This window comes from Paraburkholderia sp. RAU6.4a (assembly GCF_050435625.1).
Classification (GTDB): Bacteria; Pseudomonadota; Gammaproteobacteria; order Burkholderiales; family Burkholderiaceae; genus Paraburkholderia; species Paraburkholderia tuberum.
In genome coordinates this window covers 2,493,336-2,508,696 of the sequence record NZ_JBNDKQ010000002.1, presented here as the reverse complement: position 1 = coordinate 2,508,696, position 15,361 = coordinate 2,493,336, and the positions used below count along the sequence as shown (strand labels likewise).

The 15,361-nt window shown below is 64.2% G+C and carries 14 protein-coding genes; 5 read left to right on the top strand and 9 right to left on the bottom strand.

Going from position 1 to position 15,361, the window contains the following annotated elements; genetic code table 11:
- From OKW40_RS16425 to gspG, 4 genes are all read right to left on the bottom strand, one after another.
- Window positions 1-675, bottom strand: a complete 675-nt coding sequence (locus OKW40_RS16425) for a PulJ/GspJ family protein (RefSeq protein WP_090802328.1) — start codon at window positions 673-675, stop codon at window positions 1-3.
- A complete protein-coding gene (gspI, locus tag OKW40_RS16420) occupies window positions 653-1,048 on the bottom strand; it encodes a type II secretion system minor pseudopilin GspI (RefSeq protein WP_429490523.1) in 396 nt (131 codons plus the stop codon). Before gspI ends, OKW40_RS16425 begins: the two co-directional genes overlap by 23 nt.
- 49 nt (window positions 1,049-1,097) lie before the next feature.
- The gene (locus OKW40_RS16415) at window positions 1,098-1,625 is read right to left on the bottom strand and encodes a GspH/FimT family pseudopilin (protein ID WP_429491985.1); all 528 of its coding nucleotides are present in this window, start codon (window positions 1,623-1,625) and stop codon (window positions 1,098-1,100) included.
- 189 nt (window positions 1,626-1,814) lie between these two features.
- Window positions 1,815-2,279: a type II secretion system major pseudopilin GspG gene (gene gspG, locus OKW40_RS16410; protein ID WP_184060982.1), complete on the bottom strand. Its 465-nt coding sequence runs from the start codon at window positions 2,277-2,279 to the stop codon at window positions 1,815-1,817.
- Window positions 2,280-2,414: 135 nt separating this feature from the next.
- Between gspG and OKW40_RS16405 the strand changes: the two genes are divergently transcribed.
- Entirely contained in the window at window positions 2,415-2,828 is a 414-nt protein-coding gene (locus OKW40_RS16405) for a type II secretion system protein N (RefSeq protein ID WP_184060983.1), read from the top strand.
- Window positions 2,829-2,904: 76 nt separating this feature from the next.
- On the opposite strand, the gene gspF is transcribed toward OKW40_RS16405, so the two are convergent.
- From gspF to gspD, 3 genes are read right to left on the bottom strand one after another with little or no spacing between them, the layout of a single operon-like run.
- Window positions 2,905-4,122, bottom strand: a complete 1,218-nt coding sequence (gspF, locus tag OKW40_RS16400; RefSeq protein WP_090802334.1) for a type II secretion system inner membrane protein GspF — start codon at window positions 4,120-4,122, stop codon at window positions 2,905-2,907.
- 4 nt (window positions 4,123-4,126) lie between these two features.
- Complete coding sequence (gspE, locus tag OKW40_RS16395; RefSeq protein WP_429490521.1) at window positions 4,127-5,647, bottom strand: type II secretion system ATPase GspE; 1,521 nt, start codon at window positions 5,645-5,647, stop codon at window positions 4,127-4,129.
- Window positions 5,644-8,022 carry a type II secretion system secretin GspD gene (gene gspD, locus OKW40_RS16390; protein ID WP_429407919.1) on the bottom strand — a complete coding sequence of 793 codons (2,379 nt, stop codon included), beginning with the start codon at window positions 8,020-8,022 and terminating at the stop codon, window positions 5,644-5,646. Before gspD ends, gspE begins: the two co-directional genes overlap by 4 nt.
- A gap of 496 nt (window positions 8,023-8,518) precedes the next feature.
- Between gspD and OKW40_RS16385 the strand changes: the two genes are divergently transcribed.
- Both OKW40_RS16385 and OKW40_RS16380 read left to right on the top strand, forming a co-directional pair.
- Complete coding sequence (locus OKW40_RS16385) at window positions 8,519-8,962, top strand: lytic transglycosylase domain-containing protein (protein WP_184060985.1); 444 nt, start codon at window positions 8,519-8,521, stop codon at window positions 8,960-8,962.
- Between the two features lie 145 nt (window positions 8,963-9,107).
- On the top strand, window positions 9,108-10,412 hold the full coding sequence (locus tag OKW40_RS16380; RefSeq protein ID WP_429490519.1) for a GTP-binding protein: 1,305 nt from the start codon (window positions 9,108-9,110) through the stop codon (window positions 10,410-10,412).
- A 148-nt stretch (window positions 10,413-10,560) separates the two neighbouring features.
- Here OKW40_RS16380 and OKW40_RS16375 read toward each other — a convergent pair whose 3' ends face one another.
- Entirely contained in the window at window positions 10,561-10,839 is a 279-nt protein-coding gene (locus OKW40_RS16375) for an HU family DNA-binding protein (protein WP_018418891.1), read from the bottom strand.
- A gap of 17 nt (window positions 10,840-10,856) precedes the next feature.
- A complete protein-coding gene (locus tag OKW40_RS16370) occupies window positions 10,857-11,054 on the bottom strand; it encodes a hypothetical protein (protein ID WP_090802341.1) in 198 nt (65 codons plus the stop codon).
- 230 nt (window positions 11,055-11,284) lie between these two features.
- On the opposite strand from OKW40_RS16370, the gene mnmC reads away from it, so the two are divergent.
- Entirely contained in the window at window positions 11,285-13,252 is a 1,968-nt protein-coding gene (mnmC, locus tag OKW40_RS16365) for a bifunctional tRNA (5-methylaminomethyl-2-thiouridine)(34)-methyltransferase MnmD/FAD-dependent 5-carboxymethylaminomethyl-2-thiouridine(34) oxidoreductase MnmC (RefSeq protein ID WP_429490517.1), read from the top strand.
- A gap of 895 nt (window positions 13,253-14,147) precedes the next feature.
- Window positions 14,148-15,353, top strand: coding sequence for a cation:proton antiporter (locus OKW40_RS16360; RefSeq protein WP_429490515.1), 1,206 nt, complete (start codon window positions 14,148-14,150; stop codon window positions 15,351-15,353).
- Window positions 15,354-15,361: the final 8 nt, after the last annotated feature.

The following is a 15,361-nucleotide window of genomic DNA, read 5'->3' as shown; positions in this document are numbered from 1 at the left end:
TCATTCTCCGACCAGAAAAACGCGCGTGACCGGCCGCGCGAGCGATGTTGCGCCGATGCTGACCTCGAGCCCCGTCACCGAGCGCGGCATCGGCGCGTTGCCGAGCTGCGGCACCTTCAGGTTGTTGACGGCCTCGGTCATCGCGGTCTGTACGTCGTTCATCCGTATGGTCCAGCCGAGCTTCGGCACGTACATGCGCGCCGAGATCGAGCCGACGCCACCCATCAGCGGCACCGCGCTCCAGCCTTCGTCGCTGCCGTGCAACGCGCGCCGCAATTCGCCGACGTTGCCGAGCGGCGGCGACGCGTAGCGCACCACGCGGCCGTTCGAGATCTGATAGCGCACCACCTGCAGACGCGGCGCGGTGGCCGGCAGCACCATGTGCCGCACGATCTGCAGCGCGTTGCCGGACACCGAGACCGCGGCCTGGCCGGATTCGTCGTCGCTGGCGGCCTGGCGTGCGTCGATGCGCATCTGGTCGAACAGCTGCGCGAACACCCGTTCGTCTTCCATCGCGTTCGTGATCGTCGTGCGGCCGCGGATGATCTGATCGAGCCCGCGCCATGACAGCACGGCGATCACCGCGAGGATCGCGATCGCGACCAGCAGTTCGATCAGCGTGAAGCCGCGCGCGCCATAACGGCGGCGGCGCTCACAGCGAGCGGTTGTTTTCATTCGCGACCACCGTGACCATCTGCGCGAGATTGCCGGACTGCCCAGGCATCGTCACCATCACTTCGACACGGCGAAACACCGGATTCGGCGTCGCCGTCACATGCTCGGTACAGCGCAGTTGCAGATTGCCTTGCGAGCAATCGAAGCTCGTTGAGCCGATATTGGGCCATGCATGCTTCAGATGAAGGTCCGCGAGCGCGTTGTCCGCGCTCCAGCCGGCGAGCAGACGCCGGTGGAGATCGGCTTCGCCGCTCGCGAGACTGCCGACCGCGCGCAGCGACGCGGCAAGCGCGACCGCGATGATGGCGAGCGCGACCAGCACCTCGATCATCGTGAAGCCACGCTCCTCGCGGCACCCGACATCGCGCGTCATGAAGAGGGAAGGGGCACGGACCGACCTGCCATAGCGAAGCATCCGCATCTCAGCGCACCTCGTAGCGGCCATTGCCGGTGCCGACGATCGTCGCCTGGCCGGCCGCCGAAAACAGCGTGACCTGCACCGGCACGTCGATCGCCTCGGTACCGAACACGATGCGATCGGCGTGCGAATCCGAGCCCGGGTAACTGATCGCGACACCGGTCACGCCGCCTTCCCACTGACGCGGTCCGAGCAGATCGTCGCGCAGCGGACGCCAGCCGTCCTGGGTGCGCTGATCGAAACGGAAGCCGCCCTCGAACGGCTGCCACGCGATCGGCCGCGCGCGCACCTGCGCTTCATCGCCAGCCGATTCGAACAGCAGCGCGAGACGCTGCGCTTCCTCGTTCAGATCGGTGCGCGGATTGCGGGTCATCGTGACCGCGGTCAGCGACACGAGCAGGCCCGCGATCACGAGCACGACCATCATTTCGAGCAGCGTGAAGCCTGCCGCGCGGCGGCGGCGCAGGCGGGAGCGCGGCCGCGAAGCCGTACACGGAGTGTCCACACGGGACTTGCAAGCGGACGTGCGCATAGTGCCGGGCATCGACGATCAACGGAAATTCATACAGCAATGCATCGGTGAAGCACGCACGCTTGCACGCGCCGCGAACATAACGGCGTGGCGGGCAGGGCGCCTCGCGAAACAAGCGGCCGAACCGGTGGCAAGGAGGGCGCGTGCATGAACATCATCGAGTCTGCCGGGATGCCAGGTTCAGCCTGTTCATTGCCAGGACCCGACGTCGGAGTCGTTGCCCTCGCCGCCCGGCTTGCCATCGGCGCCGTAGCTGAACACATCGACCTCGCCGTGCACGCCGGGATTCAGGTACTGGTACGCATTGCCCCACGGATCGTTCGGCAGACGCTCGAGATAGCCGCCTTCCTTCCAGTTGTTCGGCACCGGGTCGGTGGACGGCTTTTCGATCAGTGCGTGCAGGCCTTGCTCCTGGGTCGGATAGCGGCCGTTGTCGAGGCGATAGAGCTTCAACGCCTGCATCACGGTGCCGATGTCCTGCTTCGCGGCAACGCGCCGCGCTTCGTCCGGACGGCTCATGATCTTCGGCACGATCAGCGCGGCGAGAATGCCGAGAATGGCGATCACGACCATGATTTCGATCAGCGTGAAACCGCGTTGACGACGGCCGCGCGAACCCGCGTTGTCAGCGCGGCGAATGGTCGACAGTTGCATAGGTTGCTACCTCTTTTCAGGTGAAATTTTCGGCCCGGCCTATCAGATTGAACACGCCGGGCCGTCATTTTAATGTCATGCAGTTGAAGGGCTTCAACCCACCGCAATTTTCACAATAGTCCGTACAATGTGCGCATGAACGCCATCCAAATTCGCCTCCTGTCGCTCGCGCTGTTCGCCGCTTTCTGCGCGACGCTGACCTACTGGGTCATCACGCTCATCACGTTGTCCGGCGCGCCGTTGCCGGCTGCGGCGGCGCATGCGCAGGTCTCGACCGATCAGGCCGCGACGCTGTTCGGCGGACAGCTCACGCGCAACGTCAATCAGGACATCCATCTCTTCGGCATCCTCGCGTTGAGCAAAGGCGCCGCGGCGATCGTCAGCGTCGGTGGCGAGCCGCCGCGCGCGGTGTCGCTCGGCAGCACGCTGATGCAAGGCACCAGGCTCTCCGAAGTCCGCGCCCGCTCGATCATCATCGACCGCAATGGCGCCCACTCGGAAATCTTCCTCCCAGCCTACTCCAGCGGTCCCACCATTTACGTGCGCTGAAACCCGAAGCGGTTGCGCGGCTGATACCGCATGCCGCGCAAATCCTTTCTCTTCCTTCCTCGCGCTACGACGACTACTACTGCACGAGGTTGTTCAGTTCGATGATCGGCAGCATCACCGCGAGCACGATCACCAGCACCACGCCCCCCATCGCCAGGATCAGCAGCGGCTCCAGCAGGCTCGTCAGGAACATCGTGCGACGCTCCAGCTCGCCCGCTTCGCCATCGGCCGCGCGATCGAGCATCGTCGTCACGTCGCCGGTCGCTTCGCCCGAGCGGATCAGGTGCACGAGCACCGGCGGAAACGTCTTCGTGTTGCCGAGCGCGCGCGACAGCGACGTACCTTCGCGCACTCGCACGATCGCGTCGTCGATGTTCTCGCGCATCGCATTGTTGCTGAGCGTTTCGGCCGCGGCTTGCAGCGCGCGCAGAATCGGCACGCCCGCCGCGGTCAGAATGCCGAGCGTGCTGGCGAAGCGGACCGTGTTATAGCCGCGCACGAGCTTGCCGATCAGCGGCGCGGTCAGCAGCCAGCGGTCGAAGGCGAGCCGTGGGCCCGGTTGCCTGAGGGTCGCGCGCACCAGATAGACGACCACGATCGCGCCGATCAGCATCGCCCACCACCAGTGCCGCACGAAGCCGGACAGCGCCATCATCACGATCGTCAGAAACGGCAGTTGCTGCTTGGTGCTCGCGAACACGTTGACGACCTGCGGCACCACATAGCTGAGCAGGAACGTGACGATGCCGAACGCGATGATCGTGACGATCGTCGGATACGTGAACGCCAGCACGATCTTCTGCTTCAGTGCATTGCGCTGCTCGATGTAGTCGGCGAGCCGCGACAGCACCAGGCCGAGCTTGCCTGTGTGTTCGCCGGCCGCGACGAGCGCCCGGTAGATCTCGGGGAAGTCCTTCGGATGCTGCTGCAGCGCATTCGCGAGCGAATGACCGCCGAGCACTTCGGCGCGAATCGCCGCCATCAGCTCGCGGATGTAGTCGCGCTCCGACTGCTCGGTGAGCACCGCGAGCGCTTCGTCGAGCGGCAGACCCGCGATCAGCAGACTCGCGAGCTGCCGCGTCAGAATGGCCTGCTCGCGCTGCGACAGACGACGCCCGAGCGCAAGCCGCTGATTGCGCTCGCCGCGGGTGCGCGACGCCGCCGGTTCGACGACGAGCGGAGTGAGTCCCTGCGAGCGCAGGTTGGTGCGCGCGCCGCGTGCACTGTCGGCGTCGAGCACGCCTTTTTGTGCCTTGCCCGCCGCGTCGATAGCTTCGAAACGGAATGCCGGCATGCGCTTATGCTCCGCCCGTCACGCGAATCACTTCTTCGAGCGACGTCAGTCCCGATGCGAGCCAGCGCTCCGAATCCTCGCGCAGCGTGCGCATGCCGTGCGCGCGGCCCGCTTCGAGAATTTCGGCGTCCGCCGCGTTGCGGTGGATCAGCGCACGGATCGTCTCATCGATCAGCAGCAGCTCGTAGACGCCGCGCCGTCCCGCGTAACCGGATTGGCCACAACGGTCGCAGCCGACCGGATGCCAGCGCTTGCTGCCGTCCTCTTCGGTGCGCTCTTCGCGGCACACCGGGCACAGCCGCCGTACGAGCCGCTGCGCGAGCACGCCGAGCAGCGACGAAGCGAGCAGATACGGCTCGACGCCCATGTCGGTCAGACGCGTGACCGCGGATGCCGCGTCGTTCGTGTGCAGCGTCGCGAGCACCAGGTGGCCGGTCAGCGACGCCTGCACCGCGATCTGCGCGGTTTCGAGGTCGCGGATTTCACCGATCATGATGATGTCCGGATCCTGACGCAGAATCGAGCGCAGCGCGCGCGCAAAGCTCATGCCGATCCGCTCGTTGACCTGGGTCTGGCCGATGCCGGACAGGTCGTATTCGATCGGGTCTTCCACCGTCATGATGTTGGTGGTCGCCGTCTCCAGTCGCGACATCGACGCATACAGCGTCGTGGTCTTGCCGGAGCCGGTCGGGCCCGTCACGAGCACGATGCCGTGCGGCTTGCCGATCAGCTTGTCGAACTTGCCGAGGGTGTCGGATGCCATGCCCAGCGCTTCGAGATTCAGTCGCGCCGCGTCTTTTTCGAGCAGCCGCAGCACCGCGCGCTCGCCGTGGCCGGTGGGCAGCGTCGATACGCGCACGTCGACCGGACGACCGCCGACGCGCAGCGTAATGCGGCCGTCCTGCGGCAGACGTTTCTCCGCGATGTCGAGCTGCGCCATGATCTTGATCCGCGAGATCAGCGCGCCGTGCAGCGCTTTTTTCGGCCGCACCACGTCGCGCAGCGTGCCGTCGACACGAAAGCGCACCACGGACGCATTCTCGAACGGCTCGATATGAATATCCGATGCTTGTTCGCGCGCCGCTTGCGTGAGCAGCGCGTTGATCATGCGGATGATCGGCGCGTCGTCTTCCGATTCGAGCAGATCCTCGACCTCGGGAATGTCCTGCATCAGACGCGACAGATCGACTTCGCCTTCCACTTCACCGACCACCTGCGCGGCGCTGCCGTCCTGGCGCGCATAGGCCTGGTTGATCGCCTGCGCGAGATCGTCGGCGGGCACGCGCACCACCGATACCGTGCCGTAGTTGCGCGCGATTTCGGCAAGCGCGGCTTCGCTCGTGCGCTCGCTGATCCAGACTTCGAGGCTATCGGCATACTGATGCGCGACCAGGATCTGGCCGCTGCGCGCGAAACCGTACGGCACGAGCCGGGCGGCGAGCGGCGAGGGCGCCGCGCGCTCGCCGGCGGCGGCGCCGTTCAACAGACCTTGCGATGGCGCGGTTTGCGCGGACGTCTGCGTCACGGACGCGCTCCCGGCGATACCGTGCTCGGCACCACTCCGCTGGCCGGATCGACGACCGCCGGTTGCGGCACGGGTTGCGGCACGGGTTGCGTCGTGGGCTGCGCGTTGGCTTGCGGCACAGCCTGCGGCGGTACCTGTTGAGGCACCTGTTGCGGTGCCTGCTGCGGCATCATCTGCTGGCGGCGCATCTGGTTCAGATCGAACAGGTTCAGCGCCGGCACACCGCCCTGGCTCGGGCCGAGCGGCATCGGCGGCACGATCGGATCGTCGCGATCCCTCATGATGTTGTTGTCCGAACGGTACGCACCCTGCACGCCCTGGATGTAGTCGTAGCGGTTCGCCGTGACGGCCTGGGTGGTGTCGCGATCGGCGAGAATGACCGGGCGCAGGAATACCATCAGGTTAGTCTTGTCGCGCGTCTTTTGCTCGGAGCGGAACAGCTGGCCCAGCCACGGAATGTCGCCGAGCAGCGGCACCTTGCTGTTGCTGACCTGGTAGTTGTCCTGCATCAGGCCGCCGAGCACGATGATCTCGCCGTTATCGCACAGCACGGTCGACTGGATCGAACGCTTCGTGAATTCCGGGCCCGCCGGGTTCGTCGCCGCGTTGTTCGTACCGTTCACGATCGCCGAATCTTCCGTGTAGAGCTGCAGCTTCAGGATGCCGCCGTCGGTAATCTGCGGCTTCACGTGCAGCGTCAGACCGACGTCGACACGGTCGAACGTGTTGAACGCCGCGCTCGTCGTGCCGCTCGTCAGGTTCGAGTACGAACCGGTCTGGATCGGCACGTTGGTACCGACGATAATCTTCGCTTCTTCGTTATCGAGCGTGATCAGGTTCGGCGTGGACAGCACGTTCGCGTCGGCAGTCTGCGACAGCGCCTGCAGCAGCGCGCCGAGACCCTGCACGCCGAAAATGTTGTGGATCCAGCCGACGTTCAGGCCCTGTTGCAAGTTCTGGGCGCCCAGCGCCGTAGCGAGACCGCCGGTCGAGCCGGCAGCGGCCGCGGCTGCCGTCAGGTTGATGATGCTGTTGCCCGAGCCAGTCGACAGGTTGGTACCGGCAAACAGGTTACCGTTCGCGACCTGCCACTGAATCCCGAGGTTGCCGCTCGTATTCGAGTTCAGCTCGACGATCAGCGCCTCGATATACACCTGCGCGCGACGTGCATCGAGCTGGTCGATCACCGCGCGCAAGTTGCGGTACGTCGCTTCGGGCGCCGTGATGATCAGCGAGTTGGTTGCGGGATCGGCCGTGATCATGCCGCCGCCCTGGTCTTCGCTCTTCTCCTTTTCTCCGCCGAGAAAGCCGCCACTATTACTATTCGAGCCCGAGGCGCCGCCGCCCATCGGCGAGTTCATCGAGCTGCCGCCGAGTCCGCCTGACGGCAACGGTGGCGTGCCCGACGTGCCCGTCGAATTGCTGGCGTTCGACAGACCGCCGCCGCCACCACCACTGCTGTTCTGGTTGAACGAGTTCGCCTCGTTCGAGCCGCCCGACGAGCCTTCGCCGCCGCCCTTGCCGAGCATGCTGCGCAGCGTGCGCGCGAGCTTCGTCGCATCCGCGTTGCGCAGCGGCACGACGTGAATGTTGCCCGGCATCGTGGTCGGCACGTCGAGCTGTTTCGCGAGCTCCTTTGCCGCCGCGAGACGTGCGGTGTTCGACGCGCGCATCAGTAGCGAGTTGGTGCGCGGATCCGACGCGATCGACACCTTCAGCGTCGCGTCCGTACTGCCTATCGCGCCCGGATCGAGCATCTTGTTCATCTGCTGCGCGATGTCGATCGCATTCGCATTCTTCAGCGGCACGACCGCCACCGACTGGCCTGCCGCGTTATCGATGCCCGCGATGATCTGCGCGATGCGCCGCACGTTGTCGGCGTAGTCGGTGACGACGATCGTATTGTTGGCGGGGTAGGCCGCGACGGTGTTGTTCGGCGAAATCAGCGGACGCAGTACCGGCAGCAGGTTGTTGGCCGATTCGTTCCTCAGCGTGAAGACCTGCGTGACGACCTGGTCGCCGCGCGCCGTCGGCGCGTTGCCGACGTAGGTCGGCACGCCTTGCAGCTTGGCGTCGGCCTCGGGCACCACTTTCAGCACGCCGTGATCCTGCACGAGCGCGAAGCCCTGCATGCGCAGCGCGGACTGCAGGGTTTTGAGCGCCTGATCCTCGGGTACCGCGTTTTCGGACACGAGGTTCAGTTGCCCCTTCACCCGCGGATCGACGATGATCGTCTTGCCGGTCGCCGCGCCGATCGCCTTGGCGACCTGGTCGATGTCGGCGTTGACGAAGTTGAGTGTCACCTCTGCCTGTGCTGTCTGCGCGGTGATCAGTCCAGCCACCAGCAGCGCCGTTGCCACGCGACGCAAAGCCATACAATTTCTTCTCATGGAATGTGATATCGATGCCGGCAGCCTCTGCCACCGGCGGTCATGCGATGCGGACCTGGCAGCAAGCTACCGCCCGGTCGGTCTGTGAGCCGGCCCCAAAAGCGAGTGTCGCTTCGAGCTCCAGCGTCCCGACGTCCGAAAAAAACGAACAGTAACAGCTTTTCATGTCGGATTTGAAACAAAACAAGGGGCCTCATGCGAATCCTTAGGGATCGCAGGGTTGTTATTAAATTGAAAGCTGACCGGCACCGTAGACAGACGCCATTACCCGGCTTTGTACGGTCTTATGTCGGTTAGCCAACTTGACGAAGGTCGGACTGCCGGTATGATACGAGCCGTTCGACTCACTGCTATGTGTTTGCCGACGCGGGTTTTCCCCGATGCTCGACAAATGCCCGGCCAGCTTGCCGTTGCGGCCGAAATGCAGCCGGCAAACTGCCTTACCGATTCTTACCTCGGGTTTATCCAGTCCTGTTGACCGATGAAAAGTCCGCTCGTCACCGTCGCCGCCACGCTCGCGCTGCTCGTCGCAGCCGGCTCCGCGCGCGCCGACTGCTTCGACGAAGCGGCGAAGTATCAGAAGGTCAACCCATTGATTTTACGGGCTATCGCGTGGCAGGAGTCGCACAACCGGCCGGATGCGCAGCACAAGAACGCGAACGGCTCGACCGACTACGGTGTGATGCAGATCAATTCGGTGCATCTGCCGGTGCTCGCCCAGTACGGGATCTCGCAGGGCACGCTGATGGAGCCGTGCAAGAATGTTTATATCGCGGCGTGGCATCTGCGCCGCCAGATGAACAAGTACGGCAATACCTGGCAGGCGGTCGGAGCATACCACTCTGAGACGCCGACGTTGCGGGACAAATACGCGCAACAGATCGCCGCGATTCTGCGCAGCTGGAAGTTGATGCCCGCGCGGTAGGCTTGTCCAGCGCTGTCGCTCGCGCAGGCCACGCCCGTTTTAATGCACAATGCGGCTTCATGCTGCTGTCGCGCCGTCGCAGCGACGCCGACCATTTGGCCCCGCCCCCGGCACGCCTTTCAATCCTCCCGTATTCCGTACCGCGATGAACCAGCCGCTATTGCCCATCACCGTGCTCTCCGGTTTTCTGGGCGCCGGCAAGACCACGCTCCTGAATCACATCCTCGCGAATCGCGCCGGTTTGCGCGTCGCCGCGATCGTCGACGATCTCGCCGCGGTCAATATCGACCCGACGCTCGTGCGCCAGGCGGCCGACCTGTCGAGCGTCGACGAGCAGGTCGTGGAACTCAAGAACGGCTGTATCTGCTGCACGCTGCGCGACGAGCTGCAAAACGAAATCCGTCGCCTCGCCGGCGAAAATCGCTTCGACGCGCTCGTGATCGAATCGAGCGGCATCGCCGAGCCAATGTCGAGTGCCGAAACCATTACATTCGAGGGCCACGAAGGCGCGTCGCTCGGCGACGTCGCGCGGCTCGATACGATGGTCACGATCGTCGATGCGTTCAACTTCCTGCGCGATTACGCGTCGGCCGATGCGCTCGCCGAACGCGGCATCACGGTCGACGAAGACGACGACCGTACGATCGTCGAATTGCTGATCGAGCAGATCGAGTTTTGTGACGTGCTCGTCGTGAACAAGATCGATCTCGTCAGCGCCGACGAGCTCGCGCGTTTGCAGCGCATCCTCGCACGCCTGAACCCGCGCGCGGTGCAGCTCGTGAGCCGCTTCGCCGAAGTGCCGTTCGAGCAGATCGTGAACACCGGACGCTTCGATTTCGACGAAGCGTCGAATGCGCCGGGCTGGCTCGCGGCGCTCGAGCACGAGCACGGCGGTCAACACGGCCATATGCATCGCAGCGAAGCCGACGAATACGGCGTCGGCCATTTCGTCTATCGCGCACGCCGGCCGTTTCATCCGCAGCGGCTGTGGGAGCTGCTGCATCGGGAGTGGAAGGGCGTACTGCGTAGCAAGGGATTCTTCTGGCTCGCGACGCGCAACGATATCGGCGGTTCGCTATCGCAGGCCGGTGGCGCTTGCCGGCACGGTCCGGCGGGCATGTGGTGGGCCGCGCAGGATCGCAGCGAATGGCCGGCAGGCGACGACGAACTGGCCGCCGAAATCGCCGCCGACTGGTACGGCGCGCCGGACGATACCAGCATCGGCGATCGTCGTCAGGAGTTCGTGCTGATCGGCGTGGATATCGACCCCGCCATCTGGCGCGCGAAGTTCGACGCCTGTCTGCTCACCGACGACGAATACGCGCTCGGGCCGCAAGCCTGGCAGCAGTTCCCTGATCCGTTCCCGGCGTGGGAGTTCGACGACCACGATCACGATCACGATCATGATGATGATCGCGGCCGTCATCATCACGGGCACGGCGACGACTGAGAACATGGCGGACATGACCACGACGAGAACGCGCATCGTCATGACTGAACGAAGCACGTCCCGCGCTTGAACCATATGCATGGACGAAAAAAAAACCCGCCACTGGCGGGTTTTTCTCGCGGGTGTCAACTGCCCGGCAGGAATCTGCCTAGCGCTTGTTGACCGAGTCCTTGAACGCCTTGCCTGCCGTGAATTTGACGGTCTTGGCAGCCGGGATCTTGATAGTTTCGCCGGTCTTCGGATTACGACCCGTACGCGCTGCGCGCTTGCCCGAACCAAAGCTACCGAAGCCAATCAACTGGACCGCCTCACCCTTCGACACAGACTTCTTGATCACTTCAAGCAACGTGTCCAGCGTTTCACCGGTTTGAGCCTTGCTGGCGCCCGTCTGTCCTGCGACAGCGTCGATCAGTTCCTGTTTGTTCATTAAGGTTCCTTTCTGAGTTAGGTTGATACGAACAGCGCGACCGCGCCGATTATACGTGCGCGCACCGCGCCGTCGAGCAGCTGCGGCCCTGATCCTGACGATCTCCCGCGCCGGACAAAACCCTGTTCGGCGGCCGTGCTGCCGCTCCCTTCGCGGCGCTTGCTATGATAGCGCAGCGCAAACCCAATCAGGATAAGGGTTTCGAGGAATTGCACGGTTTTCGGGCCGTTCTTGCAAGGAAATCGAAATTTTGCCCCTCAGCACCCCCTAAACGAGGGCTGAAACCCAGTCCTGGCGGGGGTTAGCGTTGGTTTTTGCCAACGCAGCAAAGCGTCTAAATGCGTCCTGATGGGTCTTTTACGGCGACTCGCGCGCAGCGCGCGCCGGCTCGAACCATCGAACCCGCTCTTTCGAGCGACCTTTTGAGCGTGTTTTCCCGTCGCGCATGACCGATCCGCTGATCCCCGCCGTCCTCGCTTTCCGCGACAACGGCAGCCCCTTTTCACCACGCCACGACGACATCTATCACAGCGCCGTCGGCGCGCTCGAGCAGGCTCACTACGTCTTTCTGCGCGGCAACGAATTGCCCGAAAGATGGCAGAGCCGCCGTACGTTCACCGTGCTCGAAACCGGCTTCGGCATCGGCATCAACTTTCTCGTCACGTGGGCCGCATGGCGCGCCGATCCGGCTCGCTGCGAGCGGCTGCATTTCGTGTCGACCGAAAAGCATCCGTTTAGCGCCGCCGATCTGCGCCGCGTTCACGCAACGACGATCTCCGATCCGCTGATCGCCGGGCTCGCGGACACGCTCGCGAACGCTTGGCCGATGCTCGTGCCCGGCACGCACCGGGTCGAATTCGAAGGCGGCCGCGTCGTGCTGACGTTGATCTTCGCCGATGCGCTCGACAGCCTGCCCACATTGCGGCTGCGTGCCGATGCGTTCTATCTGGATGGCTTTGCGCCCGCGAAAAATCCAGAGCTGTGGAGCCCGGCGATCTTCAAGGCGCTCGCGCGCGTCGCCGGCGATGACGCGACCTTCTCCACCTATAGCAGCGCCGGCGACGTCAAACGCGCATTGACGCAATGCGGCTTCGAGTATCGCAAGGTCGACGGCTTCGGCTGGAAACGCGCGATGCTGGTCGGTCGCTTCGCGCCGCGCTGGCGTGTGCGCCGTTATGAGCCGCCCGCGCCGTTCTGGCACGACGAACGACACGCGGTCGTGATCGGTGCGGGACTGGCCGGCTGCGCGGTGATCGAGCGGCTTGCGGCGCGCGGCTGGCGCGTGACTTCGCTCGAGCGGCATGCGTCGGTTGCACAAGATGCGTCTGGCAATCCAGCCGGCGTATTCCACCCAATGATTTCGCGCGACGACAGCGTCGCGTCGCGCGTCACGCGGGCGGGCTTTCTGTACGCGCTCAATCGTTGGGCCGCGCTCGAAAGTGCAGGGCATCGGCTCGCGCGCGGCGATCGCGGTCTGCTGCAGATCGCCGCGGACGACGACGAGGCGCGCGCAATCGGCGAGGCCATCGGCGCGTTCCGCTATCCGTCCGACTATGTGACGCCGGTGTGCGCGTCCGATGCCGAGCGACTCGCCGGCGTGCCGCTCGCGCGTGGCGGCTGGTTCTTTCCGCGCGGCGGCTGGATCGATCCGGCTTCGCTGTGCACGGCGCAATCCGCATCGGCAGGCGGCTTGCTCGAACGACGCTTCGGTGTCGACGTCGCGCGGCTCGAACGTGCCGGCAATCAGTGGACCGTCTTCGATATCGCGGGAAAGGTAGTCGCGCGAGCGCCGGTCGTGATCGTCGCTGGTGCGCATGAAGCTGCGCGCATCGCTGGCTTGCGTCATGCGCCGACCCGCAGCATTCGTGGTCAGTTGAGCTTGCTGCCGGCGGGTACCGTCGCGCCGCTTGCGCTGCCGGTGATCGGCGAGGGCTACGCCGTGCCGCTCGCGAACGATGTCACGCTGACAGGCGCGACCTATGAACTCGACGACCCCGACACGTCGCTGCGCGCGGACGGTCATCGCGAGAATATCGAGCGCGTCGCGCAGATGTTGCCGTCGTTCGCAAGCGCACTCGATGCCGCGCCGCTGACCTCGCTCGCCGGACGCGTTGCGTTTCGCTGCGTGAGCTCGGATCGCATGCCGATGATCGGCCAGTTCGCCGACGAAGCCGCTGCCGCCCGCGATGCTGCCCGCCTGCGCGGCGCATGGCCGCTCGATCTGCCGCGCCTCGACGGTCTGTACGGCGCATTCGCTTATGGTTCTCGCGGGCTGGTGTGGGCCGCGCTCGGCGCTGAACTGATCGCCTCGCAGATCGAAGGCGAGCCGTGGCCGCTCGAACGCGATCTCGCGGAAGACATCGACCCTGGGCGTTTTCTGCTGCGCTCCTTGCGACAGGGAACGATCGGTTAACCGGCTTCGACCATTGCGAAGTTATCTCTGCGCCCGGCACGTTAACTCCGCCCGCCCTGTAAACCAGGTTCCGGCTTATCCACTGCCACCTGTGGATAACCGCGCGGTTAACCGGCGCAAGTCGTGTGGAACCGTTGTGGACGTAAACGGGGTAACTGGGATATCGCGAAAAAGTGCGAAAAGTTGCTCGCGTATACCGGCAGCCGCCGCACATGCTGTGCATCCGGTTATGCGGCCGGGAACTCGATGATTTGTTTCGGTAAACATAGGTTATCCACAGAAACCGAGGCAGCTTGTTAACTGTTACTACGTATACATACGGTAAACCAGTAAACAGCAAAGACGGGGGCTAACGCCCCGCCTATCGGGCTTGCGTTAACGACCAAACCCGCGCATCGAAATCACCGAAGCAGCGGCAACGCCCCGGAGCGGATTCGCCGTTTGCGACGTGGTCGAAACTGATGCGATACCTCGAAAAAAGGTCGCTTTTTCCGTTCACTGGGAAAATAACGTTCTTTTTTACCGTTTTGCCTGCGAGTTAACGTCTTTTCGGTTAACCCGGAAAAAGCTATGGCACAATCCCCGTTTTTCCGCGTCGTGCCACAGCAACTGACGGCACGCGCAGCAATGGAACGGTGCCGGTCAAACAGAATCTGATTCAAGGTCGACGGCGTTCCTTCAGCATCCCTGTTGCTACTGCCGCATCCCGTGTATGTGCCCGACTCCGTGCGGTTCTTCGCGGCCGTGGCGCATTCCGATCATCCGATCACTGAAACCTCGCAACGCTGATTTCGCGAAGCGCTTGCGACAACGTGCGCTCCCCGTGCGCTCGTGACGGCGTGCGTGTGCGCCGGTTCGTGTCGTCTGCCGTTGCTGCCAAGGAGAACCCATTACGATGAATTCGGCGTTTTCGTTTTTGCCGGCGTGGCCGCTTTCGCCCGACGCCATTTTCTGGGCGGGTCTTGCATTGCTTGCCGCCGGTCTGTGCGGCGAGCTTTGCTATCGCGCGTGGCGTTTGCCGCGCATTTCCGGCTATGCGGTGATCGGACTCGTGGCCGGCGCGGCAGGCTTTGGCGTGATCGATGCGGATTCCGCGAGCGCCGCGCGGCCGCTGCTCGACGTCGCGCTCGGCCTGTTGCTGTTCGAACTCGGCAGCCGGCTCGATCTGCGCTGGATCCGCCGTAATCCGTGGCTGATTCTGTCGAGCGTCGCCGAAGCCACGCTGACTTTCGTGCTGGTGCTGCCCGTGTTGCTGTTTCTGCACGTGCCGCTGATGGTCGCGACCGTACTCGCCGCGATCGCGATGGCGACATCGCCCGCGATGGTGATCCAGCTCAAAACCGAACTACGCGCGGAAGGCCAGGTCACGCAGCGTCTTCTGACCTTGACCGCGCTGAACAGCATGTACGCGGTCGTGATCGAAAAGCTCGTGTCGAGCTGGCTGCATCAGGAGGTTTACGGCAACGTGTTCGCGACCATCCTGCAGCCGTTGTACCTGCTGGTCGGCTCGCTCGTGCTCGCGTATCTGCTCGCGCGCACCTGCACGTTCTTCTATCGGCGCCTGAACATGCAGGACGAGCATTCGTTCGTGGCGCTGTTCGGTCTCGTGCTGCTCGCGATCGCGATCGCGCATCTGTTCAAGCTGTCGACGATTCTCGCGCTGCTCGCCGCGGGCATCATCGTGAAGAATCACGAAGCGCGTCCGCAGTTGTGGCCAGAGCATTTCGGCACCGCGGGCTGGCTGCTGACGGTGATCCTGTTCGTGCTGACGCTGACGTCGTTCGAATGGAAGCACATCGCGTTGGGCGGAGTCGCCGCGCTGGGTCTGATCGTTGCTCGCCTCGTCGCGAAGCTGGTCGGCGTGCTGGCGTTCGCGAAGCCGAGCGGCCTGAACTTGAAGCAGGGCATCGCGCTCGGCCTGTCCTTGTCACCGATGTCGGCGCTCGCGTATCTGCTCGTCGACGACACGTACAACCTGTATCCGAACTTCGATCCGCAGCTGCGCGCAATCGCTATGTGTTCGATTTTCGTGCTGCAGATTCTCGGGCCGTGGCTCGTCTATCGCAGCCTCGCGCTCGTCGCCGAGCGGCGCGAGGGGTAAGCGTGAAA

Bases quoted from the DNA above. Each gene is read 5' to 3' on its own strand.
- OKW40_RS16425 (WP_090802328.1), bottom strand. From the start codon at position 675: ATGAAAACAACCGCTCGCTGTGAGCGCCGCCGCCGTTATGGCGCGCGC.
- gspI (WP_429490523.1), bottom strand. From the start codon at position 1,048: ATGACGCGCGATGTCGGGTGCCGCGAGGAGCGTGGCTTCACGATGATC.
- OKW40_RS16415 (WP_429491985.1), bottom strand. From the start codon at position 1,625: ATGCGCACGTCCGCTTGCAAGTCCCGTGTGGACACTCCGTGTACGGCT.
- gspG (WP_184060982.1), bottom strand. From the start codon at position 2,279: ATGCAACTGTCGACCATTCGCCGCGCTGACAACGCGGGTTCGCGCGGC.
- OKW40_RS16405 (WP_184060983.1), top strand. From the start codon at position 2,415: ATGAACGCCATCCAAATTCGCCTCCTGTCGCTCGCGCTGTTCGCCGCT.
- gspF (WP_090802334.1), bottom strand. From the start codon at position 4,122: ATGCCGGCATTCCGTTTCGAAGCTATCGACGCGGCGGGCAAGGCACAA.
- gspD (WP_429407919.1), bottom strand. From the start codon at position 8,022: ATGGCTTTGCGTCGCGTGGCAACGGCGCTGCTGGTGGCTGGACTGATC.
- OKW40_RS16385 (WP_184060985.1), top strand. From the start codon at position 8,519: ATGAAAAGTCCGCTCGTCACCGTCGCCGCCACGCTCGCGCTGCTCGTC.
- OKW40_RS16380 (WP_429490519.1), top strand. From the start codon at position 9,108: ATGAACCAGCCGCTATTGCCCATCACCGTGCTCTCCGGTTTTCTGGGC.
- OKW40_RS16375 (WP_018418891.1), bottom strand. From the start codon at position 10,839: ATGAACAAACAGGAACTGATCGACGCTGTCGCAGGACAGACGGGCGCC.
- mnmC (WP_429490517.1), top strand. From the start codon at position 11,285: ATGACCGATCCGCTGATCCCCGCCGTCCTCGCTTTCCGCGACAACGGC.
- OKW40_RS16360 (WP_429490515.1), top strand. From the start codon at position 14,148: ATGAATTCGGCGTTTTCGTTTTTGCCGGCGTGGCCGCTTTCGCCCGAC.